General features: G+C 61.8%; 5 protein-coding genes and 1 pseudogene. 3 read left to right on the forward strand and 3 right to left on the reverse strand.

Features of this window, described 5'->3' with window-relative positions; all coding sequences use genetic code 11:
* Nucleotides 1–107: 107 nt before the first annotated feature.
* The gene (locus tag DBR18_RS19450) at nucleotides 108–1,283 is read left to right on the forward strand and encodes a GAF domain-containing sensor histidine kinase (RefSeq protein ID WP_108591530.1); all 1,176 of its coding nucleotides are present in this window, start codon (nucleotides 108–110) and stop codon (nucleotides 1,281–1,283) included.
* 122 nt (nucleotides 1,284–1,405) lie between these two features.
* Here DBR18_RS19450 and DBR18_RS19455 read toward each other — a convergent pair whose 3' ends face one another.
* The 3 genes and pseudogenes from DBR18_RS19455 to DBR18_RS30355 form a co-directional block, all read right to left on the reverse strand.
* The gene (locus DBR18_RS19455) at nucleotides 1,406–1,852 is read right to left on the reverse strand and encodes a hypothetical protein (protein ID WP_108591518.1); all 447 of its coding nucleotides are present in this window, start codon (nucleotides 1,850–1,852) and stop codon (nucleotides 1,406–1,408) included.
* Nucleotides 1,853–1,962: 110 nt separating this feature from the next.
* Nucleotides 1,963–2,730 (reverse strand): methyl-accepting chemotaxis protein, encoded by a 768-nt coding sequence (locus tag DBR18_RS30350; protein ID WP_371921119.1) that lies wholly within the window; start codon nucleotides 2,728–2,730, stop codon nucleotides 1,963–1,965.
* Nucleotides 2,731–2,895: 165 nt separating this feature from the next.
* Nucleotides 2,896–3,585, reverse strand: a pseudogene (locus DBR18_RS30355) (methyl-accepting chemotaxis protein); the annotation flags it as partial.
* Nucleotides 3,586–3,998: 413 nt separating this feature from the next.
* Between DBR18_RS30355 and DBR18_RS19465 the strand changes: the two are divergent.
* Nucleotides 3,999–5,021 (forward strand): transporter, encoded by a 1,023-nt coding sequence (locus DBR18_RS19465; protein ID WP_108591520.1) that lies wholly within the window; start codon nucleotides 3,999–4,001, stop codon nucleotides 5,019–5,021.
* Between the two features lie 199 nt (nucleotides 5,022–5,220).
* Nucleotides 5,221–6,834 (forward strand): inorganic phosphate transporter, encoded by a 1,614-nt coding sequence (locus tag DBR18_RS19470; protein WP_108591521.1) that lies wholly within the window; start codon nucleotides 5,221–5,223, stop codon nucleotides 6,832–6,834.
* The last annotated feature ends 67 nt before the right edge of the window (nucleotides 6,835–6,901 follow it).

Consider the following 6,901-nt stretch of genomic DNA (forward strand, 5'->3'; position numbering starts at 1 on the left):
GTCAGGCCAATTGCAGGAACGGCGCAATCAATGCGCGCCAAGCAGCGGGCAGCCCGCTAGTATGGCCGGGGACTGAACACACATAACGGCAGACGAGAGCGATGGGCATGGGGCAAGCAGCAGCGGCAGACATCGCGACGATAGGTCGGATCAGCGCGGTTCCGGCGATCCTTCAGGTGATTCGCGAGTTGACCGGTATGCGATTTGCCGCCGTGGCGCGGGTCACCGAGGATTCGTGGACCACCTGCGCGGTGCTCGATCAACTGGAGTTCGGCCTGCAGGTTGGCGACGAACTGGATCTGGTGACCACCCTGTGCCACGAAATCCGCCAGTCGCATGTCTCGGTGGTGATCGACAAGGCCAGCGAAGACCCGCTCTATTGCGAGCATCACACGCCGCGGATGTATCACTTCGAAAGCTACATTTCGGTGCCGGTATTCCGTACCGACGGGCGTTTTTTCGGCACCATCTGCGCCCTCGATCCAGTCCCGGCGCAACTGAAATCCAGCAGCATCCAGAGCACCATGGAATCGTTCGCGCGGATGCTCGCGTTGCAGATCGAAGCCGAGGAAAACGCGCAGCTCACCGAAACCGCGTTGTTGCAGGAACGCGAAACCGCCGAGCTGCGCGAGCAGTTCATCGCCGTGCTCGGCCACGATTTGCGCAACCCGTTGTTCGCCATCAGCGCCGGCGCCGAAATGCTCCTGCGCAAACACCCGGATCCGGCCATCGAGGTGCGGGTGCGCAATATCCTTGGCAGTGCGCAACGGGCGACACGACTGGTGGACGACGTACTCGATTTTGCTCGCGGGCGCTTGGGCAATGGTATTCCGGTCGCGATCCAGCCCTGCGCCGACTTGACCGAGGCGGTGCAACAGGTGGTGACGGAAATCCGCAATGTGCATCCGCAGCGCACCATTCACGCCTGCATCGGCGACTTGCAGGGCGTGCCCTGCGACCGTGGCCGGATTGCCCAGTTGCTGTCGAACCTGCTGGCCAATGCCGTGACCCATGGCGACCCGGAAGGGAATATCGAAGTGATCGCCCAGGTCGAACACGGTGCGTTGATGCTGGCGGTGAAAAATCAGGGGCATATTGACGAGGCGATCCTGCCGCACCTGTTCCAGCCCTACTCCCGCCCGATCGGCAGCACGCCCCAGGCCGGGCTCGGTCTGGGGCTGTACATCGCCAGCCAGATCGCCAAGTCCCACGGCGGACGTTTGCATGTCGAGTCCACCGCCGAGAGCGGCACGCTGTTCACCTTCAGCCTGCTCACAACCTGAGACACACCACAGTTCTCTGTAGGAGTGAGCCTGCTCGCGATAGCGATGTGTCAGTCACCATGAATATGGCAGACATACCGCTATCGCGAGCAGGCTCACTCCTACAGGGAAACTTCGTGTGCTTAAGCCGAAGTGCTGACCAACGACCCCGAGCTGCTCGACCCGGACTCCTGCAACGCCTGCAACAACGCCGCCGTCGCGGTCTGCAACGAAGCCGAGGTGCTGGAGATTTGCGACTCGGCGGAAGCCACGTCGGCAGCCTTGGCATCAGCGTCCTCCTGCTTGGCCTGAGCCGCTTGCAGTGCCTGCTGCTGTTCCTGCAATTGCTTTTGCAGTTCGGCGATCTGCTTGCGCAGTTCTTTCACCGAATCCGATTCATCGCTGCTGCTGGAACTGCTGTCGCCCGCCGGAGCCGCGCCACCGCCGGCCGCCACTTTGCTGGTGTCGGCGCTGACGCCCGCACTGGCGGTTGCAGGGGTCGAGGTATCGTCACTGGCGTCGCTGATTTTGGTTTTGCTGGTGGCGGTGCTGACGGTCTGGTTGATCGAAACAGAGGTGATGCTGACCATGGGATGGCTCCAATGCCGGTTTTAGATAACCGGCCATCGGCGGCGCACACAGAGATTTGAGATTGACTGTGTACCGACTCGGTAACCGAACCGGTACACGTCGGCGGACGTCAGGCGCTCAGGCGCGCGGTGACTTCGTTGAGTTGCCCGGACAGGCCATGCAGGTTCTGGCTGGCGCTTTCGGTGCGCTGCACGCTGTTGAGGTTGGTGCTGGCAATCGAGGTGATCTCGGTCAGGTTGCGCGAGATGTCTTCGGCCACCGAGGTCTGCTCCTCGGCGGCGGTGGCGATCTGGCGGTTCATGTCGCGGATCGCTTCCACCGCGTGGGTGATGCGCTCCAGCATCGCCCCGGCCTGGGTCACTTGCTCGACGCTTTCATCGCTGCGCGCCTGACCGCTTTCGATCGCTTGCGCGGCGTCCACGGCACCGGTCTGCACGTTCTGAATGATCTGGTTGATCTCGATGATCGACTCCGCCGTACGCTGCGCCAGATTGCGCACCTCGTCAGCGACCACCGCGAAACCGCGTCCGGCTTCACCGGCCCGCGCCGCTTCAATCGCCGCGTTGAGCGCCAGCAGGTTGGTCTGCTCGGCGATGCCGCGAATCACTTCCAGCACTTTGCCGATGCGGCCGCTGTCGCTTTCCAGACGACGGATCACTTCAGCGGTGTTGGCAATTTCGCCACGCATCTTGGTGATGGTGTGGATGGTGCCCTGCATGACCTTTTCACCCTGCTGGGCGGACTGGTCGGCATCGTCGGCAGCGCGCGCCGCATCCGCCGCATGACGGGCGACTTCCTGGGCGGTGGCAGACATCTCGTTCATCGCCGTGGCCACCTGATCGGTGCGGTTGAACTGCTCGTTGGTGCCGCCGGCCATGGTCGTGGCGATGGCATTCAGTTCGCCGCTGGCGCTGTCCAGATCACTGGCGCTGCGTTGCAGATGAGTGAAGGTTTCGGCGAGGAAATCACGCAGGGTATTGGCGGCGGCAGCCAGGTTGCCCAACTCGTCCTGACGGTCGTTGGCGACACGTTCGGCGAGGCGGCCACGGCTCAACTGGGTGACGTAGTCGATCAGCTTGCGGATCGGATCGATCAGGTTGCGGTTGACCAGCCACAGGCTGAGCAAACCGATCAAGAGACCCGAACCGAGCATCACCACAATTCCCAGCCACACGGTGCTGTTGGCACTGTCGCTGATCTGCAGCGATTGCGCGTCACCCTTCTTGCGCAGCTCGGCCACCAGTTCGCTCATCTGATCGCTGGTGGCGCGATCCACGCCTTTGACGGCGTTGTCGCCAGCGGTTGGATCACCACCGGCCGCCACGTAGGCATCGCGCCCCTTCTGGTACGCGGCACCGAGTTGACGATGTTCGTCACGCAGGCGTTCGATGCGGCTTTTCAGCGCCGGCTCAAGGCCTTTCTGCCCGGCCAGTTCACCGAGGATGTTCTGCACATCGCGCTGACGGTCTTCGAACTGGCTCCAGTATTTGCCCAGGTCCGCCGGTTGTTTGCCACGCAGCAGGACGTTTTTCCACTCCTGCACCTGCACCTTGAATTGCAGGTTGGCCTCGTCGATCAACTGCGAGGTGTGCAACGGGCCGGCGATCAACTGGCTGTAGTTCTGCACGCCGTTGGACAGGAAATGAAAGCAGGCCAGCGCGATCAACAGCATCGCCAGCAGGCTGCCGCTCAGCAGGGCGAGAATTTGCGCTCTCAGGGATTTTTGCAGCATCGCAAGATACTCAAGGACAGGGATGAGGCACGCCCGATAAGGCGTGGAATTTTGCCGGACATCCGTGTCGGCGCGCCTTGGCTGAGGGCCAAGCGCGCGCAACGTAACCTAAGCGTGATCGGCGTACCAGAGCGCTTCTTGAAGAAAATCCGACCATTGGTAGGTGAATTAAAAGACTGTGATCGACCCTGGCCCAAGGTGGGAGCGGGCTTGCTCGCGAAAGCGGCGAGTCATCCACATCATCACTCAATGATCATCCGCATTCGGGAGCAAGCCCCTCCCACAGGGTTACCAGTGGATGAACCGGATCGCTGTCATTTTGCAGTCACGCAAACGTCATGTGCGGTTGCGATGATGCGGCTCAGTGAACCTGCCATTCCGCGACCGGCGTCCCCTCCTCGCAGCGAGCCTCCATGAACCACAGCCTCGACCTCAGTCATCGCGATCCTGATTTGTTCGGTCTGCTTTACGGCTTCCGTTTTCGTCCCGGTGAACGTGGCCGCGAAGTCGATTCGGCGACCGCCCTGCGTTGCCTGCAAGATGACAGCGACACTGATGAGTTCCTCTGGCTGCACCTGAACCTGGCCCACGCCGCGTGCGAGCGCTGGATGAAAAGTCATCTGCAATTGCCCGAAGAGTTTTTCGAGGCGCTGCACGAAGGCTCGCGCTCGACGCGCATCGAACACGTCGATTCAGCCTTACTGGCGGTGGTCAACGACGTGGTGTTCAACCTCAGCAGCATGGTTTCCTCGGATGTCTCGACGCTGTGGGTCTGCGTGCGTAGCAAACTCATCGTCAGCGCACGCCTGCAACCGCTGCACTCGGTGGACAAATTGCGCTCGTCGGTGAAGGCCGGCGAATGCTTTCGCTCACCGTCGGAGCTGCTGGTGCACCTGCTGCGTGATCAGGGTGAGGTGCTGACGCAGATCGTGCGCAAGACCAGCATGAGCGTCGATCAGGTCGAGGACGAATTGCTCTCCTCGCGCCTGTCGACCAACCGCGCCGAACTCGGCGCCAACCGTCGGGTGCTGGTGCGCCTGCAACGGCTGTTGGCGCTGGAGCCGGGCTCCTTGCTGCGCCTGCTCAATCGTCCGCCGCCGTGGCTACAGAAGGAGGACGTCAAGGAGCTGCGCAAATCCACCGAGGAGTTCGCGCTGATCATCAACGACCTCACTGCCTTGGGCGAGCGGATCAAACTGCTCCAGGAAGAAATCGCCGCCAACCTCAACGAACAGAGCAACCGCACGCTGTTCACCCTGACCGTGGTCACGGTGCTGGCGCTGCCGATCAACATCATTGCCGGTTTCTTCGGGATGAACGTGGGGGGTGTGCCGCTGTCGACGGATCCCGAGGGCTTCTGGATTCTGGTGGCGCTGGTGGCGACGTTTACCGTGATTGCCGGGCGCTGGGCGTTTCGCAAGCGTGGGGATTATTAAGATCAAAAGATCGCAGCCTGCGGCAGCTCCTACAGGGCACGGTAAACCTGTAGGAGCTGCCGCAGGCTGCGATCTTTTGATTTTCGCTATCAGATCAGCGGTGAGCTAATCCGCCAAACACTGACCTGCCGCAGTCTCTCTGTAATATTTAGCAACGATCATGAACGACACTCCTTCCCTCGCTCAGGATTGTCCGCTCATGGCTACTCCCTCCCTGACCGCCCGCCAGACGTCCGCCCCCAGCGGCAGGCCCGCTCTCGACAAGAAAACCGGCCCGTTCACCTACGTGATCTTTTTCGCGGTGCTCGCGATGGGCATGTTGTTCACCGCCTATAGCCTGATGCACGACATGCATGAACTGGGCACCACCGTCACCACCTGGACCCCGTTCCTGCTGCTCGGCGTGGCGCTGCTGATTGCGCTGGGTTTCGAGTTCGTCAACGGTTTCCACGACACCGCCAACGCGGTCGCGACGGTGATCTACACCCACTCGCTGCCGCCGAATGTGGCGGTGGTCTGGTCGGGGTTCTTCAACTTCCTCGGGGTGCTGCTGTCCAGCGGCGCGGTGGCGTTCGGCATCATCGCCCTGCTACCGGTGGAGCTGATTCTGCAGGTCGGTTCGTCCGCCGGTTTCGCGATGATCTTCGCCCTGCTGATCGCAGCGATCCTGTGGAACCTCGGCACCTGGTGGCTGGGCCTGCCGGCCTCGTCGTCACACACCTTGATCGGCTCGATCATCGGCGTCGGCGTGGCCAATGCCTTGATGCACGGGCGCGACGGCACCAGCGGTGTGGACTGGGCGCAGGCGACCAAGATCGGTTATGCGCTGCTGCTGTCGCCGCTGGTGGGCTTCGGTTGTGCGGCGCTGTTGCTGCTGGCGCTGCGTGCGTTCGTGAAGAACCGCGCGCTGTACAAGGCACCGGAAGGCAATACCCCGCCGCCGTGGTGGATTCGCGGTTTGCTGATCGCCACCTGCACCGGTGTGTCCTTCGCCCACGGCTCCAACGACGGCCAGAAAGGCATGGGCCTGATCATGCTGATTCTGGTCGGCACCCTGCCCATGGCTTACGCGTTGAACCGCACCATGCCCGCCGATCAGGCGTTGCAGTTCGCTGCCGTCGCTGAAGTCACCCAGCAAGCGCTGGTGAAAAATGCGCCTCAACCGGCACCCGACGATCCGCGCCCGGTGCTGTCGGATTACGTACGCAGCAAGCAGGCCACGCCACAACTGATCCCCGCCCTCGCCGCCCTCACCGGGCACATTGGCGAAGAGGTCAAAGGTTATGGTTCGCTGTCGAAAGTCCCGGCCGAAGCCATGGGCAACGTGCGCAACGACATGTACCTGGCCAGCGAAAGCATTCGCCTGATGGACAAGAACAAGGTCGGCAACTTCGACGCCGATACCACTGACAAACTGCAACTGTTCAAGCAGCAGATCGACAACGCCACACGCTTCATTCCGCTGTGGGTGAAGATCGCCGTGGCCATCGCCCTGGGCCTCGGCACCATGGTTGGCTGGAAACGCATTGTGGTGACGGTCGGCGAAAAGATCGGCAAGACCCACCTGACCTACGCCCAGGGCGCCTCGGCGGAAACCGTGGCGATGCTGACCATCGGCGCGGCGGACATGTTCGGTTTGCCGGTGTCGACCACCCACGTATTGTCATCGGGCGTGGCCGGGACCATGGTCGCCAATGGCGGTGGTTTGCAGATGAAGACCATCCGCAATCTGCTGATGGCGTGGGTGCTGACCTTGCCGGCGGCAATCCTGCTGTCGGGCAGCCTCTACTGGCTGTTCACCCAGATCTTCTGATCACCACAAATCCCCTGTAGGAGCTGCGGCACGCTGCGATCTTTTGATCTTGTTTTTTACAGGCAAG

Origin of the sequence: Pseudomonas sp. HMWF021, from assembly GCF_003061005.1 — a bacterium.
Classification (GTDB): domain Bacteria; phylum Pseudomonadota; class Gammaproteobacteria; order Pseudomonadales; family Pseudomonadaceae; genus Aquipseudomonas.

Coding starts and splice junctions, on each gene's coding strand:
- DBR18_RS19465 (WP_108591520.1), top strand. CDS start 3,999: ATGAACCACAGCCTCGACCTCAGTCATCGCGATCCTGATTTGTTCGGT.
- DBR18_RS30350 (WP_371921119.1), bottom strand. CDS start 2,730: ATGGCCGGCGGCACCAACGAGCAGTTCAACCGCACCGATCAGGTGGCC.
- DBR18_RS19455 (WP_108591518.1), bottom strand. CDS start 1,852: ATGGTCAGCATCACCTCTGTTTCGATCAACCAGACCGTCAGCACCGCC.
- DBR18_RS19470 (WP_108591521.1), top strand. CDS start 5,221: ATGGCTACTCCCTCCCTGACCGCCCGCCAGACGTCCGCCCCCAGCGGC.
- DBR18_RS19450 (WP_108591530.1), top strand. CDS start 108: ATGGGGCAAGCAGCAGCGGCAGACATCGCGACGATAGGTCGGATCAGC.